The 16,817-nt window shown below is 30.7% G+C and carries 22 protein-coding genes, 1 pseudogene and 1 riboswitch; of the genes and pseudogenes, 20 read left to right on the top strand and 3 right to left on the bottom strand.

What is annotated here, in order from left to right; all coding sequences use genetic code 11:
• Window positions 1-4 precede the first annotated feature (4 nt).
• From HUU89_RS15070 to HUU89_RS09790, 20 genes and pseudogenes are all read left to right on the top strand, one after another.
• Entirely contained in the window at window positions 5-181 is a 177-nt protein-coding gene (locus HUU89_RS15070; protein ID WP_317992340.1) for a hypothetical protein, read from the top strand.
• Window positions 178-1,173, top strand: a complete 996-nt coding sequence (locus tag HUU89_RS09880) for a DUF58 domain-containing protein (RefSeq protein ID WP_175301654.1) — start codon at window positions 178-180, stop codon at window positions 1,171-1,173. Before HUU89_RS15070 ends, HUU89_RS09880 begins: the two co-directional genes overlap by 4 nt.
• Window positions 1,166-1,573, top strand: a complete 408-nt coding sequence (locus tag HUU89_RS09875; protein WP_175301653.1) for a hypothetical protein — start codon at window positions 1,166-1,168, stop codon at window positions 1,571-1,573. Before HUU89_RS09880 ends, HUU89_RS09875 begins: the two co-directional genes overlap by 8 nt.
• A 65-nt stretch (window positions 1,574-1,638) precedes the next feature.
• Entirely contained in the window at window positions 1,639-2,208 is a 570-nt protein-coding gene (locus HUU89_RS09870; protein WP_175301652.1) for a hypothetical protein, read from the top strand.
• Window positions 2,186-3,211, top strand: a pseudogene (locus HUU89_RS09865) (UDP-N-acetylglucosamine 4,6-dehydratase family protein); the annotation flags it as partial. The gene HUU89_RS09870 and the pseudogene HUU89_RS09865, both read left to right, overlap by 23 nt.
• A gap of 215 nt (window positions 3,212-3,426) precedes the next feature.
• Window positions 3,427-3,966 carry a rubrerythrin gene (gene rbr / locus HUU89_RS09860; protein ID WP_175301650.1) on the top strand — a complete coding sequence of 180 codons (540 nt, stop codon included), beginning with the start codon at window positions 3,427-3,429 and terminating at the stop codon, window positions 3,964-3,966.
• 74 nt (window positions 3,967-4,040) lie between these two features.
• Complete coding sequence (locus HUU89_RS09855; RefSeq protein WP_175301649.1) at window positions 4,041-4,997, top strand: MFS transporter; 957 nt, start codon at window positions 4,041-4,043, stop codon at window positions 4,995-4,997.
• 314 nt (window positions 4,998-5,311) lie between these two features.
• On the top strand, window positions 5,312-5,938 hold the full coding sequence (locus HUU89_RS09850) for a cupin domain-containing protein (RefSeq protein ID WP_175301648.1): 627 nt from the start codon (window positions 5,312-5,314) through the stop codon (window positions 5,936-5,938).
• A gap of 26 nt (window positions 5,939-5,964) precedes the next feature.
• The gene (locus HUU89_RS09845) at window positions 5,965-6,192 is read left to right on the top strand and encodes a helix-turn-helix domain-containing protein (protein WP_254697754.1); all 228 of its coding nucleotides are present in this window, start codon (window positions 5,965-5,967) and stop codon (window positions 6,190-6,192) included.
• 11 nt (window positions 6,193-6,203) lie between these two features.
• On the top strand, window positions 6,204-6,734 hold the full coding sequence (locus HUU89_RS09840; RefSeq protein WP_175301646.1) for a methylated-DNA--[protein]-cysteine S-methyltransferase: 531 nt from the start codon (window positions 6,204-6,206) through the stop codon (window positions 6,732-6,734).
• Window positions 6,735-6,793: 59 nt separating this feature from the next.
• Window positions 6,794-7,777, top strand: coding sequence for an ROK family protein (locus HUU89_RS09835; RefSeq protein WP_175301645.1), 984 nt, complete (start codon window positions 6,794-6,796; stop codon window positions 7,775-7,777).
• Window positions 7,764-8,387: an HAD family hydrolase gene (locus HUU89_RS09830; protein WP_175301644.1), complete on the top strand. Its 624-nt coding sequence runs from the start codon at window positions 7,764-7,766 to the stop codon at window positions 8,385-8,387. The genes HUU89_RS09835 and HUU89_RS09830 overlap by 14 nt, the downstream gene beginning before the upstream one ends.
• Before the next feature lie 197 nt (window positions 8,388-8,584).
• Window positions 8,585-8,827: a DUF454 family protein gene (locus tag HUU89_RS09825; protein ID WP_052010789.1), complete on the top strand. Its 243-nt coding sequence runs from the start codon at window positions 8,585-8,587 to the stop codon at window positions 8,825-8,827.
• A 57-nt stretch (window positions 8,828-8,884) separates the two neighbouring features.
• Window positions 8,885-8,960, top strand: a riboswitch (cyclic di-GMP riboswitch).
• A gap of 63 nt (window positions 8,961-9,023) precedes the next feature.
• Window positions 9,024-9,170 carry a hypothetical protein gene (locus HUU89_RS09820; protein ID WP_175301643.1) on the top strand — a complete coding sequence of 49 codons (147 nt, stop codon included), beginning with the start codon at window positions 9,024-9,026 and terminating at the stop codon, window positions 9,168-9,170.
• Window positions 9,161-9,526 carry a response regulator gene (locus tag HUU89_RS09815; protein WP_175301662.1) on the top strand — a complete coding sequence of 122 codons (366 nt, stop codon included), beginning with the start codon at window positions 9,161-9,163 and terminating at the stop codon, window positions 9,524-9,526. The genes HUU89_RS09820 and HUU89_RS09815 overlap by 10 nt, the downstream gene beginning before the upstream one ends.
• Before the next feature lie 81 nt (window positions 9,527-9,607).
• Entirely contained in the window at window positions 9,608-10,465 is an 858-nt protein-coding gene (locus HUU89_RS09810) for an EamA family transporter (protein ID WP_175301642.1), read from the top strand.
• Between the two features lie 69 nt (window positions 10,466-10,534).
• Window positions 10,535-11,551, top strand: coding sequence for an A/G-specific adenine glycosylase (gene mutY, locus HUU89_RS09805; protein WP_175301641.1), 1,017 nt, complete (start codon window positions 10,535-10,537; stop codon window positions 11,549-11,551).
• 42 nt (window positions 11,552-11,593) lie between these two features.
• Window positions 11,594-12,358 carry an SseB family protein gene (locus tag HUU89_RS09800; protein ID WP_147580663.1) on the top strand — a complete coding sequence of 255 codons (765 nt, stop codon included), beginning with the start codon at window positions 11,594-11,596 and terminating at the stop codon, window positions 12,356-12,358.
• The gene (locus HUU89_RS09795) at window positions 12,336-13,094 is read left to right on the top strand and encodes a ChbG/HpnK family deacetylase (RefSeq protein WP_022000944.1); all 759 of its coding nucleotides are present in this window, start codon (window positions 12,336-12,338) and stop codon (window positions 13,092-13,094) included. The genes HUU89_RS09800 and HUU89_RS09795 overlap by 23 nt, the downstream gene beginning before the upstream one ends.
• Window positions 13,087-13,626, top strand: a complete 540-nt coding sequence (locus HUU89_RS09790) for a DNA-3-methyladenine glycosylase I (RefSeq protein WP_175301640.1) — start codon at window positions 13,087-13,089, stop codon at window positions 13,624-13,626. Before HUU89_RS09795 ends, HUU89_RS09790 begins: the two co-directional genes overlap by 8 nt.
• Window positions 13,627-14,231: 605 nt before the next feature.
• Here HUU89_RS09790 and HUU89_RS09785 read toward each other — a convergent pair.
• The 3 genes from HUU89_RS09785 to HUU89_RS09775 all read right to left on the bottom strand — a co-directional run bounded on the left by HUU89_RS09785 (window position 14,232) and on the right by HUU89_RS09775 (window position 16,409).
• Complete coding sequence (locus tag HUU89_RS09785; RefSeq protein ID WP_041253887.1) at window positions 14,232-15,740, bottom strand: recombinase family protein; 1,509 nt, start codon at window positions 15,738-15,740, stop codon at window positions 14,232-14,234.
• Between the two features lie 89 nt (window positions 15,741-15,829).
• Window positions 15,830-16,006 carry a hypothetical protein gene (locus HUU89_RS09780; protein ID WP_165483719.1) on the bottom strand — a complete coding sequence of 59 codons (177 nt, stop codon included), beginning with the start codon at window positions 16,004-16,006 and terminating at the stop codon, window positions 15,830-15,832.
• Between the two features lie 133 nt (window positions 16,007-16,139).
• Window positions 16,140-16,409 (bottom strand): hypothetical protein, encoded by a 270-nt coding sequence (locus tag HUU89_RS09775; protein WP_175301639.1) that lies wholly within the window; start codon window positions 16,407-16,409, stop codon window positions 16,140-16,142.
• Window positions 16,410-16,817 lie beyond the last annotated feature (408 nt).

The following is a 16,817-nucleotide window of genomic DNA, read 5'->3' as shown; positions in this document are numbered from 1 at the left end:
AGCAATAGCTTATATGGATCATAGAAATTATGTTATTCCTAATGATATTAAAAAAGTTATTTATGATGTATTGTCACATCGTTTGATTTTAACCTATGATGCAAAAGTTAAAGGTGTTGTTATTCAAGACGTTATTAAAAGTATTTTAAAAGAAGTAAAGGAACCAAAAATAAAAATATGAGAAATGGTAAAATCAAATACTTTAGTATATTAGGCGTTGTGTTATTTTTATATTTAACGACATCTGTTTATTCTTTGCTTATTTGTACATATATTTTACCAATTCTATCTTTAGTTATTTCTTTACCAGGAATGAGACATGTAGATGTTGAAAAAACACATGAACATTTTATCGCTAAAAGAAATCATTTAGCTTATTTACATTTCAAAAGAGTTCCTTATAAATATTATCCAAGTGCTTTAATTAAGATAGACTATGAATACATCCAAACAATTTGTAATCAAAAAAATAGTTATAAAGTTTATATGGAAGATGAACAAACAGATATTATTTTACTTCGAAATCATGTAGGACATTGTGATTTAACGATTACACGTTTTCGTTGTTACGATTTATTAGGATTGTTTTATCATACAACACGTTGTCAAAAGAAATGTAGCATGTATATTGAACCTAATTTGATAGATATAGAACAAGAAGTAAAAAAATTAGAAATTTTTGTAGATGATAGTGAATTATATTCACCTTATCGTTATGGAAATGATTATTCTGAGTTGTATGAAATTAGGCAATATCGTCAAGGTGATTCTTTAAAATATATTAATTGGAAATCTACGCTTCAAAGACAAGATATTTATGTGAATATAGGAAGTCAACCTATTGTAAAAAATGTCTTAGTTACTATTTTAATAACAGATGATTTTAATGAAAATGATATAGCTTATGATTATTTTCATTCATTATGTCATAAGATGTTAAATCAAGAAATTGATTTTGATATTATTTTTCAAAATATCACAAAGGATCATTATGTTATTTATCATATTAATTGTTATGACAATTATAAAGATGTTCTTTACAAAATGTTATCATATAAAATACCAAGTCATCAAAGATATTCTTTAAGTGCTTTAAATTATCAATATGGTTGTCTTTATACAGCAGCTTCTAAAGGAATAGAAGAGGAACGATTGGGAGGTTATTATGGATAAGTTAAAGAAAATAAAACCTATTTATATAGAAATATTCTCTCTTTTGTTATGTAATTTATGTGCAATCAATATTATCATTGATACTTTATCTTATACTTTAAATCAACGTTTAATTTATACAATAGCTACCTTGGTACTTAGTTTAGTTTTATTTTATATTAGAAAAAATAAAATAAAATATATTGGAACATTTATTAATTTATGTGCACTAGGATGTTTATGTTATGCCATATATCAATATGGTGTTGCTTTAGAAGCAATGAGTAAAAACTTTAATATCATAGATTTTCTTACTGGTCTAGATAGTCAACTCGTTTATCTAACATTATTACTTACAATTTATTATATTGCTGCTAGTTTTGTAGCGATGATCATAAAAAGAACGCCCTTTATGGATTAATAAATATATTAATTCTTTTAGGATTACAATATGCTTATACAGATTATAGAAGTACATTATTTTTTATGATCTTAATCATTATTATCCTCATATACTATTTACTTACAGGTATTCACTATATTTCATATACTCGTTATCATTTAATACAATTTATTTGTATACTTGTTATTGTTATTTTAATGTTTGTTTCAGTTGTTTTACTTCCTTATAGCAGTTATGTAGAAAGACCTATTAAAGAACTTTTTATGAGTCAAGAAACTAAAGAGTTTCAAGAAGATTATGAAATTCAAAATGGTTATAATATAGAAAAGTCCCAAGAAATTGGTGGTAGTGAAGGTGGAGGAAATCTAGCTGGTGATGAAGGAAAAGAAAGTGATGGTAATAACAATCAAGAAAATAAATCCGGAAAGGGTAAGAAAAAGGGAAATAAAGGAACAACGTCAACGATTAAAAATATTTCTTTATGTATGTCTGGAGGTGGCGGTGGTGCTGATTCTGATTTAAATTCGGCTGGAGATACAGAGTTAGATAATAAAACAGTAGCTTTAAAGGTTATTTCGAGCTATGGTCCTGTTTCTACTTATTTAAGAGATAGTTCAGCTGCTTATTATGATCATGGGAAATGGTCAAGATAAAGTTGTCATGGTTACTGGTGGTGGAGGATCTATTGGTAGTGAGTTATGTCGACAAATTGCTAAGAGTCATCCTAAACAATTAATTATTGTAGATATTTATGAAAATAATGCTTATGATATTCAATTAGAATTACAACGTAAATATCCTAAATTAAATTTAGAAACAATGATTGCTTCTGTTAGAGATCAAAATAAGATCAATGATTTATTTGCTTATTACCATCCAGATATTGTTTATCATGCAGCAGCTCATAAGCATGTACCTTTAATGGAAGATGCACCACATGAAGCAATTAAAAATAATGTTTTTGGAACTTTAAATGTTGCTAAAGCTGCGGATCAATATGGAGTTAAAAAGTTTATTTTAATTTCAACAGATAAAGCTGTTAACCCAACCAATATTATGGGTGCTTCAAAAAGATTATGTGAAATGATTGTTCAATCATTTGATAAGAAATCAAAAACAGAATTTGTAGCTGTACGTTTTGGAAATGTATTAGGATCTAATGGATCAGTTATTCCATTATTTAAAAAACAAATTCAAAATGGAGGACCAATTACAATTACTCATCCTGATATTATTCGTTATTTTATGACGATTCCTGAAGCTGTTTCACTTGTATTACAAGCAGGTGCTTATGCTCATGGTGGGGAAATCTTTGTCTTAGATATGGGAAAACCTGTTAAGATTTTAGATATGGCTAAAAACTTAATTAAATTATCGGGATTAGAGCCAAATGTAGATATTGAAATTAAATTTATTGGTCTAAGACCTGGTGAAAAGTTATATGAAGAAATGTTGATGAAAGAAGAAGGTATGCAAACAACACCTAATAAGATGATTCATATTGGTAAACCTATTGAGTTATCTCATGATTTCTTTGATCAATTAGATCATCTTTATCAAGTGGCTTATGATGAAGATAGTAATATTAGAAAAGAAGTTCATCAAATGGTTGATACATATCATTATGATGAAAATACAACACACGGTGTCAAATAATCTAACAATCAAATGTTAGATTTTTTTGTATATTAATAAAGATTTAAAAAAAGTTTATAATATGGAAAAGATGTATGTATTAAATGGGTTGAACGAAGTGAGGTTAAATAGCCTCACTTTTATTTCTATACATTTTTATTGACAAATAGGATGAGTTGAATTAATATATAAGTAGGAATTATTCCTAACAAGGAATAGAGAAGAGGAGATATAATATGGCTAATAAATATGCAGGAACACAAACAGAAAAAAACTTAATGGAAGCATTTGCGGGAGAATCTCAAGCAAGAAATAAATATACTTACTTTGCTTCAAAAGCTAAAAAAGAAGGTTTTGAACAAATCTCATCATTATTTTTAAAAACAGCTGATAATGAAAAAGAACATGCTAAAATGTGGTTTAAAGAATTAAATGGTATTGGAAATACAGCAGAAAATTTAGCGGCTGCAGCTGAAGGTGAAAACTACGAATGGACTGATATGTATGAAGGTTTCGCAAAAACTGCAGAAGAAGAAGGTTTCCCAGAACTTGCTGCTAAATTCCGCAAAGTTGGAGAAATTGAAAAACATCATGAAGAACGTTATAGAGCTTTATTACATAATGTAGAAATGCAAGAAGTTTTCGCTAAAAGTGAAGTCAAAGTTTGGGAATGTCGTAACTGTGGACATATCGTTGTTGGTGAAAAAGCACCTGATGTTTGTCCAGTATGTGATCATCCACAAGCATACTTTGAAGTTCATGCAGAAAATTATTAATGAGAAAGATGCTTCGGCATCTTTTTTTTATATTCTTATATAAATGTTGATATTGCTATATTTTTTAGTGCTTTTTGTGGATATCTCCCTATAAATATGTTTTATCTTTAGGACATTTATGTTCAGACATTAATCAAAGTATTTTATCTGCTGTATTACCATTTTTAATTGCAACATATCATTATGATTATACAACAGCTGCCATGTTAGTTACGGTATCAAATGTTTTTGGAGCTTTCGTTCAACCATTTATTGGGATGTTATCGGATAAAAAGAATAAACTATTATATATGACATTAGGCGTATTACTTGCTTCAGGTGGAATGGCAGTTACGGGTTTTATTTCTAATTTCTTTGGATTATGTATTGTAGTCATTATTAGTGGAATTGGAGTAGTGATGTTCCATCCTCAAGCTGCCAAACTTGTCAATAGTGTTTCTAGTAAAAATGCCAAAGGAAAAGGAATGAGTATTTTCTCTTTTGGTGGTAAGGTTGGTTTTACATTAGGACCAGTTTATACAGCTTTTTTAATGAATTTATTTGGGATGAAAGGAACAATTCTTTTCTTGATTCCTGGTATTGTTTTTGGAATTGTTTGTTCTTTCTTTAATAAAGATTTTGAAAATTTGGATGTTTTAGAAGTTGAAAAGAAAGAAAAAGTAAAAAGTGAACAAAAGGATGATTGGAGTGGTTTTATTAAATTATGTTGTGTTGTTTTTAGTCGTTCTATTCTTTCTAATGGAATTTCCACATTCTTAGCGTTTTATTTTATTCAACAATTTTCTAAATCAAATTCATTCGCAAGTATGTTATTGAGTGTTTTTTATGGAATAGGATCGATTACTCTTTTAGGTGGAGGAATTGCCGATTGTTTTGGACATCGTAAAATGGTACGTCTTAGTTTTTGTATCTTCTTACCTGCAATCTTTATTTTTACTAATACAAGTCATTTCGTGATTGCCTTAATAATGCTTATTTTCATGACATGTGGTGAAAGTCTTTCTTATAGTCCAATGGTTGTTTTAGGATAAAAGTATATACCTAGTCATACTGGATTTGCCTCTGGTATTACTTTAGGTTTAGCGGTAAGTATTGGCGCAGCATTATGCCCTGTTCTTGGATATGTTTCAGATGCTTATGGTTTAAATTATGCTTTTATTATTATGACAATTGTTTGTGCAATTGCTCTTGCTTGTTCAATGTTATTACCAAATGTGGAGGAAAAATGAAGAAAAGTGGTGTAATCAAAACGTACATATACTTTATCAAATAGAAAAGAATCACCAAAAGATTTTAATGAATTTTTTAAATAAATAGATTAAAATAAAAGAAAAGGGGTGATTGGATGCAAGATTATAACTCTTATGATTTATTTGTAAAAAATCTACATATTTATACCAATTTTCCTTTTCTTGCTCTTGATTGTAATAATAAAAAAATAATTCCACCGCGTATGCGTTTTCAAGAAATGCATTGGCATGAAGATATGCAAATAACTTATGTTTTAGAAGGAATTATAAAAATTATTTCACTTGGAAAAACAATAGAAGTTCATCAAGGAGAAGCTGTTTTTATTTCTCAAAGAGTATTTCATCAGTTTATCGAAGTAGAAACAGCACATTATCGTTCTTTTCTTTTTCCAAAAAGTTTTATTAATTTTTATGAAAAAGGTCCTATGGAAAAAGAAATTGAACAAATGAACATTGGAATTTGTCTTTTAAAACAAAAAGAAATAATCGATATTATTAAAAATATCAATCATGTATCTTTTGAATTTTATCAAGAAAAACATAAAGAATACTATTTAGCAACACAACTTGTTCAATTTATGTATTATCTTTTATTACAAGCAGATCATGAAGAAAATACTTTACAAGATTATCATCATAGTTTACAAAATGTCTCGCTTTTATTCATTTACATTATCAAGAAAATATTTCTCTTGAAGAAATTGCTTCTTATGGAAATATGAGTGTTGGTCATTGTGGAAGACTTTTTATGCAAGTTCTTCAAACAACACCGTATGAATATTTAATCAATTATCGTATTAAAAAAAGTTTAGAACTATTAGGGAAAGAAAAAACAATCATTTCACAAATTGCTTTAGAAGTTGCTTTTAACAATGTCAGTCATTTTATTCAAAGCTTTAAAAAAAGAATGAGCATTACACCAAAACACTATCAAAAACAGCTTTTTAGTCATCAAAATAATATACAAGATATTTAGGAGAAAAGATTATGTATTATCAAACAACATATAAATCACCCTTAGGAATTTTATACTTAGTAAGTGATGAAGAAAATTTAATAGGATTGTGGTTAGAAGGGCAAAAATATTTTCAAGCAACATTAAAAGAAGACCCCATTATTAATGATCAAATAGAAATACTGCATAGAACAAAAGAATGGTTAAATCGTTATTTCAAAGGAGAAAAACCAAATATTAAAGAACTCTCATTAAAACCACAAGGTAGTGATTTTAGACAAGAAGTGTGGAAGATACTTTGTGAAATACCTTATGGTGAAGTCACAACTTATGGAAAAATTGCAAAAGTTGTAGCTCAAAAAATGCATAAAGAAAAAATGTCAGGACAAGCAGTGGGAAATGCTGTAGGGCATAATCCTATTTCAATTATTATTCCTTGTCATCGTGTCGTTGGTACAAATGGCAGTTTAACGGGATATGCAGGAGGTATTGATAAAAAAATCGCTTTATTAAAACATGAAGGTGTGGATATGACACGTTATTTTAAACCTAAAGCCAGATGATTCTGGTTTTTCTTTTAATTTACTTTTATTATAGTATAATAAAAGTAAAGGTGAGAATAATGAATGCATTAAAAGAAACAAAGAAAAAACATTTATTAGCTATTTTAAAATATCTTTATCTTCATAACAGTTCAACAATGAATGAATTGGTAGAAAATCTACAATTATCCCAACCAAGTATTCGTAATATGGTAAGAACGCTTCAAGAAAAACAATTGATTCAAGAAGTAGGAAATGATTTATCAAGTGGAGGAAGATGTCCAACACGCTTTGCATTAAATGAAAAGAATTATTTGATTCTTTGTCTTTATGTTCAAGTAGATAAAGTTATTTATCAATTAAGAAATTTTAATGAAATAAAAAAAGAGGGTATTCTATTTTATCAAAGTGAGGATGAATTGAAAAAGACTATCAAAGATTTAATTGATCAAGAAAAGATACATTGTTGTCAAATAGCAGTAGAAGGTATTGTTTATGAAGATGTCTATGTGACGGATCATCATAATGTTCTTGAAAAACATCAATGGTTAAAAGATATCAAAAAAGAAATAAACATTCCTCTTCAATTACAAAATGATGTTAAGATGATTCATCAAGGATGTTATTTTACTTATCAACAAGATTCTACTTATTATTTGTATATTAATGAAGTAGGTATAGGAAGTTCTTATTTCTATAAAGATGAACCACTTTATGGAAGAAGTGGAATCATGGGGGAAATAGGGTTGATATCTTTAAAAGGGAAAACAATCAATCAACAAATTCGTGAATGTCAAAACCAAGAAGAATTTAATGAGATTCTTAGTTTGTTGCTAAGTATAGTTTTTACAATGATTGATCCAAAGCGTTTAGAACTCTCATTAGATTTAAAATGGCGATATGAAGAAAATATTATTGAAAAAGTATTAAATGAAATAAATCAAAGTTGTTTTGAAAATCTTTATTTTCATGAAGATGTTTCTTCTATGTTATTTGATGGATTAGTTTATAGAGGGGTTGTTTATTTATTAAAGGAAAGGATTGAAAGAAATGAAAAAATATGAAGCAATTATTTATGATATTGATGGAACTTTGTTAAATACATTGAATATGAACATGTATCCATTGATGAAAATCATTAAAGAAGAAACGGGAGAAGATTGGACTTTTGAACAAGTTTTAAAATTTGCAGCCTATCCAGGTATGAAGGTCATGGAAGAATTAGGTGTTAAAGATCAAGAAAAAACCTATGCTAGATGGGTTCAATATGTCAATGAGTATGAAGATAAAGCTACCCTTTATAAAGGATTTGAAGAAGTTTTAGAAACATTTAAAAATCATAAAATTAAACAAGCAATCGTTTCTTCAAAGTTAAGAGATCAATATGAAATTGATATTGTTTCTAAAGACATTGATCAATATATGTCAGCTGTTATTTTAGAAGATGATACAACGCATCATAAACCTCATCCAGAGCCTTTATTAAAATGTATAGAAAAATTAAATTTGAATTCTGATGAGGTGATTTATATTGGAGATGCCTATTCAGATTATCAAGCTGCTTTAAATGCCAATATTGATTTTGGACTAGCTAAATGGGGAAGTGTTACTTGTCAAGATATTCCTAGTCAATATACTTTTGAAAACCCAATAGATTTACTGAAGTTACTTTAAGATTTTCAATAATATAATGAATGGTTATTTATGTTTTTAAGTAACATGATTGATTTTGATAAATCATACACAAAATTTTTAACAATTATTATTTCTTAAGAAATAGTCCAGAATATCTTTAAGAATTGTTTAGAATTAGTTCACGACTTGTTCATATAACTTTCTTATTCTTTTGTTTGTAAAAAGGAGGCAGTTATATGAAGTTAAGATACATTTATCGTAGTCTTTTATTTGTTATAGGAGTATTTTTTATATTATTAGGATTTGTTGGATTATTGCTTCCTGTTGTTCCTCAAGTACCATTTTTTATTATTGGTGCGATTTGTTTGATGGAATCATCAAATCGAATTAAAGAATGGGTCAAAGGACATGAATTATATCAAAAACATTGTCAAAAGATTATTGAAAAATCACACTTTTTAAAGCGAATACTGAATTAGTATTCGTTTTTATTTTCAATAAATTGACATAGATTGTTGGTTAAAATATAATGAAGATAACTTAATAGGCAAAGCAATTGAAAAATTGTGACGCAAAGCTATAGGGTCTTTAAAATGACAGCCAGTTGCAACTATATTAAACAGGAAAATCATACCTTTGTGCATATTTTTCCTTTTTTTTTGTAGGAGGGCAGTTATGAAAAATAAAAAAGATCTATATAATAATTCAAAAAAAGAACATCGTTTAGGGTGGGAAATTATTTTAACCATTTTAGTGGCTGCTTTATTCCTTTCAATTTATACATTTATTTTACAAAATAATTATAAAAAAGAATTTTATTAGTAGAAGATAATGATTTAAATGCTGAAATAGCAATAGAACTTTTAAATGAAGAAGGAATGTTTATTGATCGTGTTAAAAATGGTGTAGAGTGTATTGAACAAATTGAAAAACAGTCCACAGATTATTATTCTTTGATTTTAATGAATATTCAAATGCCTATTTTAGATGGTTATTATACTACTCAAAAAATAAGAAGAATGAATGATCCTATTAGATCACATATTCCAATTATTGCGATGACAGCCAATGCTTTTGCCGAAGATAAAAAGAAAGCTTTAGAATTTGGAATGAATGATCATATTGCTAAACCAATTGATATGAATATTGTTATTCAAGTTTTAAAGAAATATATTTAATGTTAATTAATTGTTATGATTTAGATTGCATTCTTAACAAAATAAGTATAAAGAACTATAATTTTTTGGGGAGATTTATTTATGTGGGTTTTATATGCGTTTGGATCAGCTTTGTTTGCAGGAATTACATCAATTCTTGCCAAGTGTGGAATTAAAAAAACAGATTCTCATGTAGCAACAGCATTACGTACAATTGTTGTTTTGATTTTTTCATGGTTAATGGTTTTTATTGTACATAGTCAAAATCAGATTTCAACAATTTCAACAAATACATGGATTTTTCTAATCTTATCTGGTTTTGCGACAGGATCATCATGGCTTTGTTATTTTAAAGCTTTACAATTAGGAGATGTTAATAAAGTCGTACCGATTGATAAATCAAGTATAATTCTTACAATTGTTTTAGCTTTTATCTTCTTAAAAGAAGATATGACTTTATTAAAATGGATGTGTGTTATTCTAATTGGTGCAGGTACGTATTTAATGATTGATCAAAAAGAAAGTTCAACAACGACGCATCATAAAAGTTGGTTGATCTATGCTTTAATTTCAGCTGTTTTTGCAAGCTTAACGTCTTTACTTGGAAAAGTAGGTATGCAAAATATTGACTCTAATTTGGGAACAGCTATTCGCACTGTAGTTGTTTTAATCATGTCATGGGTCGTTGTGTTTGTTGTAGGAAAACAACATACCATCAAAGAGATAGACCGTCATGAATTACTTTTTATTTGTTTATCAGGAATTGCTACAGGGTTATCATGGCTTTGTTATTACAAGGCTCTTCAAGAAGGACCAGCAAGTATAGTTGTACCAATTGATAAATTAAGTATTGTTGTGACAATTATTTTCTCATATGTTGTCTTCCATGAAAAATTAAATAAGAAATCATTGATTGGATTTTTGATTCTTGTTGGTGGAACATTATTAATGTTACTTTAAATATGACGAAAGCCATATTTTTCTTTTCAAAAGAAATAATATCCTTTAAAATAAATAAAGGTGAAAAGAATGCAAAAACAATTAATACAGTGGTATCAACAAAATAAAAGAGACTTTCCTTGGAGAAAAGACCAAAATCCATATCATATTTGGATCAGTGAAATTATGTTACAACAAACAACGACAGAAACAGTTATCCCTTATTATGAGCGTTTTCTAGAAAAATTTCCTACAATTGAAGCACTTGCCAGTGCTTCTTTAGAAGAAGTCTATAAAATGTGGGAAGGTTTAGGATATTATCGACGTGCGAAGCATTTACATGAAAGTGCTCAAATAATTGTTGAAAAATATCAAGGGAAATTTCCTTATGAATATAATGATATTTTATCTTTAAAAGGAATTGGAGAATATACTGCCGGTGCTATTAGTTCAATTGCTTATGGAAAGCAAGTTCCAGCTGTAGATGGCAATGTTTTAAGAATTATCAGTCGCTATTATTTGCTTAAAGAAAATATTGCAGAAACAAAAGTACAAAAGAAAATATATCAAATAGTTCAAGAATTGATTTTAAATCAAGATGCTTCTGCTTTTAATCAAGGAATGATGGATTTAGGAGCAACGATTTGTAAACCTGTCCATCCACTTTGTTCTCGTTGTCCGATTCAAAAAGAATGTTTAGCTTTTAAAAATAAACAAATGGATGTTTTACCTATTAATATAAAAAAAATAAAAAAACAAGAGATAAGTTATATTACAGGAATCATCACTTATCAAGATAAATATTTACTTATTCAAAATCCACCAGGGGGATTATTAGAAAATTTTTATGGTTTTGTACAATATGATGTTGAAAGTCCCTATAGTTTTGTTTCTTCTTTTCAAGAAAAGTATCATCAAGAATTAATAATTCAAGCACATATTAAAGACATTAAACATGTTTTTAGTCATCGTATATGGTTTATGCATGTTTATCATTTTGTTTTAGAACATGAAATAGAAGGAATGTATACTTTAGAGGAAATAGAGGCTTTACCTTTATCAACTGCTCATTTAAAAGTTTTAAAAGCGTATCTAAAGTTCATGTAAAATACAAATAAAATAAATATAATAGTTAAAGGGTGTGATGCTATGAAATTATTTAAGAAAGAAAGTAAAATTGAAAAAGAGGAGTACTTTTCTTTTTGTGTTGAAGGAATTTATGAACATAAAAATGATGAATTGTTTGTTTTAGGAATAGTTGATGGAATTATACAAAAATTAGATTCTTTATTTTTGATAGGTCCTTATGGCTATGAAGAAAAAGTAGAGATTCAAGAGTGGATAGAAGTAGATTCTAAGCAAAACTATTATGCATTATTGATTGATCAATGTTTTCAAGAAGAAATAGATCAAGGTTATATCTTTACGAATAAAAATAATCATTTAGCTTCTTCTCGAGAAGAAGTTTATAATCCTTATCTTCAATTTTTATTAGACCAAGTTAATCGTCAACACTATGATTATTTAGATATTTTATTTGAACAACTTGCGACAAGAGCTTATTTTTTAGCTGTATTTGATTATCAAGATTTTCCTATTTATCAAATAAATGATAAAAAATATTATCCAATTTATACAAGTCAATTAGAAATGAATAAAGATCAAAAATGTAAAAATAAAAAAGGTTCAGTTTATAGTTTTGATGATTATTCTAGAATGTGTTTAAATCAAGATAAACTTGATGGAATTATCATTAATCCTTATCATAAAGAAAGAAGTATTGTTTTAAATAAAGATGTTATTCAACATATTAGAACAATTAAAGAAAAAAATATAAAAACATATGCGAAAGCTAAAAGTTATCTTAAAGATAGGAAAAGGAGACAAAAGTATGAAATTGATTATGAGAGCTGATGATTTAGGATTTAGTGAAGCAGTCAATTTAGGAATTTATAAAGCAGTTAAAGAGGGTGTTATTACAAGTGTTGGGATGATGACAAATATGGAACATGCAAACCATGGGTATGAACTTGTAAAAGATTTTGATATTGCTTTAGGGCAACATACAAATATTTGTGCGGGAAGACCCTTAACTGATCCTAAGCTTATACCATCTTTAGTTCAAGAAAATGGTGAATTTTGTTCATCAAGAGAAATTAGAAGTAGAAAAGAAGATACAGTAGTTATTGAAGAAGCTGAGATGGAAATTGAAGCACAATATTTACGTTTTAAAGAAATCACTGGAAAAGATCCTGATTATTTTGAATGTCATGCTGTTATTTCACAAAACTTTTTTATAGCTTTAAGAAATGTGGCTAAAAAATATGGTCTTTTTTATGAAAATGTTTTATTTGATCAAGAGTTTGAAAAAGAAAATAATATTTATGGTATTGCAATGGCCAAGCTTAATGAACAAATGCTTTATGATCCAAAAGAATATATTGAAAACAGTTTAGAATTTATTAGAAATCATGATGTATCCGTGATGGTTTTCCATCCAGGGTATTTAGATCAATATATTCTAACACATTCATCTTTTACGCTTATTAGGGCAATGGAATGTGATTTTCTATGTTCATCATGGTTAAAAGATTGGCTTAAAGAGTATCAAATTGAATTAACTGATTTTAGAAAGGTTAAAAATGCATAGATGTTCATGGGTCAATGATGATCCTCTTTATATTGATTATCATGATCATGAATGGGGAAAACCTGTTTATGATGATCAAAAATTGTATGAAATGTTTTTATTAGAGACATTTCAAGCAGGGCTTTCTTGGATCATTATTTTACATAAAAGAGAAGCTTTTAAAGAGGCTTTTGATCAATTTGATGTTAATAAAATAGCAATGTATGATGATTGCAAAATAAATGAGTTAATGAATAATCCAAAGATTATTCGTAATTCTAGAAAAATTAAAGCAGCAGTTAAAAATGCACAAATATTTATTGAAATACAGAAAGAATATGGTTCTTTTTCTAAATATTTATGGGCTTATACAAATGATAAAATTATTTATGAAAAAAAAGAAAATGAAACAACGAGTACGTTATCAGATCAAATTTCTAAGGATTTAAAGAAAAAAGGTATGTCATTTGTAGGAAGTATTACAATCTATTCTTATTTAGAAGCAATTGGGATTTATAATCATCATGATAGAAATTGTTTTTTACATCTTTAAAGAACAGTTTCTTTTTTTGTATTATTAGGTATAATAAAAATAAGGTGAGTTTAATGCAAAAAAAGAGACAATTAAAAACTTGTATTGTTGTTGTCGTTTTAATGTGTCTACTAACGATCTCCATGACATTTCAAACAATTTGTGTAAAGACAATCAGTGATAATTATATTAATTCACTTATTGTCAATCAAATTATTGATTTAATTATAGACGAAGAAACAGATGCAAATTTTCAACAAATAAATCAGTTACAAAATAAAATAAAAAAGAGTGATGCTCTTTATCAATTAAATAGATATGCTTTTGATCAATCTATGCGAAATACCAATAAAAATAAAATAAAATTAGATCAAAAAGAATTACAAAAATTTTCTACATCATGTAAAAAAATGATCAAAGATGAATTGAATATATCTATTGAAGAAAAACAAATTATGAATATTTTAAAACAAAATCAGTTTTGGAACAAAATGATTCATCGTATGAAAAATAAGTTAAGTTCTTTTTCAAAAATCTTTGTTTTTATTTATTCGATTATGCAAGCATCGGTGTACAAGGGGTACAAACGAGATAAAATAGAAATGAGGGGCGATAGAGCGGAAATATCAGATTTTCCACTCTATCTGAACACGGTCGCTGGTGGCCTTGATCGTAGAGATCAAACCATCGGCGGCTTTTCTTTTGTCGTCAAAATCTATGCTCTCCCAGTTGTCGAGATAATAGGACAACTTCTTTATCTGCTGGGGCGATATGGTTTCAACGCTCAATTCGGCGATTGCCTTTGAAATGGTCTGGCGTCGGGTGTCCAGTTCTTCAATTTTTTTGTTGGCATAGGCAAGCAAGGTCGCATTGGCTCCGGTCAGCGTATCCAGCAGCTTTTCAATTTCTGCCTCCACCTGTGCCAGCTCCACTTGATAGGTGGTCAGCTTCGGATTGACTTTTTCCTCCCTGCCGTGGAGTATCTGAAAGTCTTTGAACTTCTCCTGCATGGCCGAGAAAATGAATTGCTCAAATTCTTCTTTGCGGATTTTCCCGCAGCCCGGACAGCCTTTGTTTTCCGTCCGTTTGGTGCAGCGGAAATAGCCTGTACTGTTTGGTACATGGGTGGCTTTCAGCGCATACCCACAATGCCCGCATTTGATTTTTCCGGCCAGCCAAGTATTTTTCGGTTTCCGCCCCTGCTGGAAGGTGGTATTTGCCATGAGCTTTTTCCGGCATTTCAGCCATGTGTCAGAGGAAATGAGTGCTTCGTGGGGAGCGATAACAAGTATCTGGTCTTTTAAGCACCTGTCCTTGTCCTCCTTCACATCCCGTCCCTGATAAAGATAGCAGCCGTTTGTTCCGGCAAAGTCAGAAGCGTCATTGATAATCGCTGCGCCCTGGCTTTTGAAAAATTCGTACAGCTCCAAATCGGCCTGTGCGTAAACGGGGTTTCTTAAAAGCTGGGAAAGAAATGTACGGAACATGGATTTGCCATAAATTTTTATGTCATGTTCCTCGAAGTATCGGGTAATATCTCCGAAGGAGGTTTCCGGTTCAGCGTACATTTCAAACATCAGCCGAACATGGTCGGCGGCTACGGGGTCGGCAACCATTTTCTTTGTGCGGATACCCTCTACCACAGTAGGCTCTAACTGATAACCGTATGGTGCCTGTCCGCTCATGTGAAAGCCTTTCAGGCACCGTGAATAGTAGGCGTCTGTGACACGCTTCTGAATTGTCTCACGTTCAAGCTGGGCGAATACAATGCAGATATTCAGCATGGCCCGGCCCATCGGGGTCGAAGTATCAAACTTTTCTGTGGATGATACAAACTCCACATCATACTCTTGAAACAGCTCCATCATCGTTGCAAAGTCCAGAATAGAGCGGCTTATACGGTCCAGTTTATACACGATGACCCGCCTGACCTTTCCCTTGCGGATCTCGCCCAGCAGCTTTTGAAACTCCGGCCTGTCCGTATTTTTACCGGAATAGCCTTTGTCCTTGAATACCCGGCAGCTACCACCTTTCAATTCATACTTGCAAAAGTCGATCTGACTTTCAATGCTGATACTGTCCTTGCGGTCTACTGACTGTCTTGCGTAAATACAATCTTCTCTGATAAATTCCATATTGGGCTCCTTTCCTTGTTGGAATGGAGCTACCAACCTTACAACTATATTATACCATCAGCAGCCCCGGACAACAATGTTGCGAATAATTAGGGAAATCTGTCCCCATATTTGCGGAACACCTCATAAAGACAACGCTCAATTTCTTTTTTGCGCTGTGCTTTCTCCTTCGGGGGAAGTACCGGCGTGAGGCTTTCCAGCACAATGATCTTCCCTTGAAATGCGACAGACTTTGTTTCTCGTTCATAAGTGACAGCTTGCGTCATTGAAAACCTCCTTTGCGAAAGTGCGTGTATATGCCTGCCTTTCCCACTTGTCCCGTGGGGAAATGTCAAAAGACGGCACCCAGCAGGTGCCGCCCTTTGAGCTTTCTCCACTTCGGGTCGATATGGCCCGAGCTCAGTAAGGACTGGAATGGTACTTTTCTTTGGCGTCCTCCACGCTGTTGAGGTCAAATACTTCATAAAGCTGCCCGACAACACGCCGTATATCCTTCTTTGAAAATCCGCAGTCCTCCATTGCCATAATGACATAACCGCGGCAGACGTCATTGCTCCATTCGTCCGTTTCCAAGCCGGGGATCATTCCAAACGCATTTCCCATAAAATGCTCCTTGTTTGAAAAGATGGGGAGCCACGCCGGATCGGTTGGCCTATCATCAGACAGCATTACCGGGGGCTCCCCATAGGTTTTCACTTCATTTCAGACACATCGGACGGACATAGGCTTCATGCCCCATAGTATTTCAACTCTCCCCATTCTGATGGCAAGGCGTTCTCATTGCCTGCGACGGCTCACGGCTTGCAAGGCCGCTTCAACGCTCGGACTGTGACTAAACGCAAGTATCCGGGGCCTGCGCCTGTTCCGGTGGAGCCAGCCTTGCCCCACCTATGGCATGGACCTGTTCGCTCGCTCAGTTTTACAAAGACTGTACTCTCTGAAATCCGAGGTCATGGCGGGTCTGTCACACAGCGCGTTCCCCTTCGTATCCGGGTGTCTTTTTATTCAATTTTCAATCTGCATGATGTTGTATAAATAAAGTTGACACCTTATTCTCAAGGAATTCATGTATAATAA

Source organism: Faecalibacillus sp. H12 (assembly GCF_013361255.1).
Taxonomy (GTDB): Bacteria; Bacillota_I; Bacilli_A; order Erysipelotrichales; family Coprobacillaceae; genus Faecalibacillus; species Faecalibacillus intestinalis.
Note: the sequence above shows the minus strand (reverse complement) of the source record. Positions and strands in the feature narration are given on the sequence as shown.

Excerpts from the sequence above, each read along its gene's own strand:
- HUU89_RS09880 (WP_175301654.1), top strand. The coding sequence starts at position 178 with ATGAGAAATGGTAAAATCAAATACTTTAGTATATTAGGCGTTGTGTTA.
- HUU89_RS09875 (WP_175301653.1), top strand. The coding sequence starts at position 1,166 with ATGGATAAGTTAAAGAAAATAAAACCTATTTATATAGAAATATTCTCT.
- HUU89_RS09870 (WP_175301652.1), top strand. The coding sequence starts at position 1,639 with ATGATCTTAATCATTATTATCCTCATATACTATTTACTTACAGGTATT.
- rbr (WP_175301650.1), top strand. The coding sequence starts at position 3,427 with ATGGCTAATAAATATGCAGGAACACAAACAGAAAAAAACTTAATGGAA.
- HUU89_RS09850 (WP_175301648.1), top strand. The coding sequence starts at position 5,312 with ATGCAAGATTATAACTCTTATGATTTATTTGTAAAAAATCTACATATT.
- HUU89_RS09845 (WP_254697754.1), top strand. The coding sequence starts at position 5,965 with ATGCAAGTTCTTCAAACAACACCGTATGAATATTTAATCAATTATCGT.
- HUU89_RS09840 (WP_175301646.1), top strand. The coding sequence starts at position 6,204 with ATGTATTATCAAACAACATATAAATCACCCTTAGGAATTTTATACTTA.
- HUU89_RS09835 (WP_175301645.1), top strand. The coding sequence starts at position 6,794 with ATGAATGCATTAAAAGAAACAAAGAAAAAACATTTATTAGCTATTTTA.
- HUU89_RS09830 (WP_175301644.1), top strand. The coding sequence starts at position 7,764 with ATGAAAAAATATGAAGCAATTATTTATGATATTGATGGAACTTTGTTA.
- HUU89_RS09825 (WP_052010789.1), top strand. The coding sequence starts at position 8,585 with ATGAAGTTAAGATACATTTATCGTAGTCTTTTATTTGTTATAGGAGTA.
- HUU89_RS09820 (WP_175301643.1), top strand. The coding sequence starts at position 9,024 with ATGAAAAATAAAAAAGATCTATATAATAATTCAAAAAAAGAACATCGT.
- HUU89_RS09810 (WP_175301642.1), top strand. The coding sequence starts at position 9,608 with ATGTGGGTTTTATATGCGTTTGGATCAGCTTTGTTTGCAGGAATTACA.
- mutY (WP_175301641.1), top strand. The coding sequence starts at position 10,535 with ATGCAAAAACAATTAATACAGTGGTATCAACAAAATAAAAGAGACTTT.
- HUU89_RS09800 (WP_147580663.1), top strand. The coding sequence starts at position 11,594 with ATGAAATTATTTAAGAAAGAAAGTAAAATTGAAAAAGAGGAGTACTTT.
- HUU89_RS09795 (WP_022000944.1), top strand. The coding sequence starts at position 12,336 with ATGAAATTGATTATGAGAGCTGATGATTTAGGATTTAGTGAAGCAGTC.
- HUU89_RS09790 (WP_175301640.1), top strand. The coding sequence starts at position 13,087 with ATGCATAGATGTTCATGGGTCAATGATGATCCTCTTTATATTGATTAT.
- HUU89_RS09785 (WP_041253887.1), bottom strand. The coding sequence starts at position 15,740 with ATGGAATTTATCAGAGAAGATTGTATTTACGCAAGACAGTCAGTAGAC.
- HUU89_RS09780 (WP_165483719.1), bottom strand. The coding sequence starts at position 16,006 with ATGACGCAAGCTGTCACTTATGAACGAGAAACAAAGTCTGTCGCATTT.
- HUU89_RS09775 (WP_175301639.1), bottom strand. The coding sequence starts at position 16,409 with ATGCTGTCTGATGATAGGCCAACCGATCCGGCGTGGCTCCCCATCTTT.